The organism is Aerococcus sp. L_32 (assembly GCF_050689315.1).
In genome coordinates this window covers 1-1,469 of record NZ_JBOEQF010000468.1, presented here as the reverse complement: position 1 = coordinate 1,469, position 1,469 = coordinate 1, and the positions used below count along the sequence as shown (strand labels likewise).

The 1,469-nt window shown below is 41.6% G+C and carries 2 protein-coding genes; both read left to right on the top strand.

What is annotated here, in order from left to right; all coding sequences use genetic code 11:
• Positions 1–789: HPr(Ser) kinase/phosphatase (gene hprK / locus ACRCJ0_RS13935; RefSeq protein WP_431390827.1), on the top strand; the 789-nt coding region annotated here is incomplete at its 5' end.
• 57 nt (positions 790–846) lie between these two features.
• Positions 847–1,469, top strand: a 623-nt coding sequence (gene lgt / locus ACRCJ0_RS13930; protein ID WP_431390826.1) for a prolipoprotein diacylglyceryl transferase, incomplete at its 3' end; no start/stop codon positions are given.

Sequence of the window (1,469 nt, the reverse complement as noted above, 5' to 3'; positions counted from 1 at the left end):
TATCCATCTGAGCGTGTCCAATTGTTTGGACGTGCAGAGCATACATATTTGTCTAGAATGACTTCGGATGAGCGTTTATTAATTATGCGCCGTCTCTCAAAAGAAGATACACCATTCTTTATTTTCTCTAGAGGATTACAACCGGAATATGAAGTGATTCAAGCTGCTGAAGAAAATCATATTCCTGTATTAAGTTCAACAACAACGACGACCCGTCTGTCTAGTAACTTAGCGGAAATGTTGCATGCTCACTTAGCAGAGCGGATCTCAAAACATGGGGTATTTGTGGATGTATATGGGCTGGGTATTATGATTACTGGCCATTCTGGTGTAGGTAAATCAGAAACCGCTTTAGAACTTGTAAAAAGTGGTCACCGTTTAGTGGCTGATGACCGCGTAGATTTTTATCAACGTGATGACACGACAATTATGGGTGAAGCGCCTGAAATTCTACGTAATGTCATGGAAATTCGTGGTCTTGGGATTATTGACGTGATGACTCTTTACGGGGCAGGTGCAGTTCGTAAAGAACAACAGCTAAACTTGATTATTGACTTGAAAGATTTGAAAAAGGGGGCCAATTTTGACCGCCTGGGTACTGCGGAAGAGCGTGAACAAATTTTAGAGGTCGCGATTCCCAAAATTACCATTCCTGTCCAAACTGGGCGGAACATTTCAAGTATTATCGAGGTAGCAGCTATCAACTTTAGGGCCAAATCAATGGGCTTTGACGCTGCACAAATGTTTAACGACCGTTTAACAAGACTCATCGATAACAACAAACTATAAATGATATTAAATAAGGATTTAACTAAAGGAATTAACACATAGGAGAGAAAGAACAAAATGATGAATATAGCTGCAATAGATCCAGTCGCTTTTGATATATTCGGCTGGCCAATCCGTTGGTACGGGATTTTTATCGGGGCTGCTATTTTATTAGCCCTTACATTTGCTTCAAGAGATTTTCGTCGTAAGGGTTGGGATGAAGAATTTATTTTAGACGCAGCTGTATGGACCATTCTAATTGGTTTTGTTGGTGCACGTGCTTACTACGTTTTATTTGAACTAGACTACTACCTACAAAATCCAGGCGAAATTCTACAAATTTGGAATGGTGGGATCGCCATTTATGGTGGTGTCATCGCCGGAGGATTAACCCTTTACTTCTACGCTAAATCAAAGAAAATGGACCCCTTATTCGTAACGGATACGGTAGCGCCCTACCTATTACTAGCGCAAGCCATCGGTCGTTGGGGTAACTTCGTTAACCAAGAAGCCCACGGTGGGGAAGTGACTTTAGAATTCCTGCAAGATACCTTACATTTACCGCAATTCATCGTTGACGGCATGCATATCAACGGAGCTTACTACCATCCAACTTTCCTGTACGAATCAGTCTGGAACATCCTTGGGGTAGTTGTTCTATTATTCGTCCGTTCACGCAATAAAACCTTGCGTATTGGCGA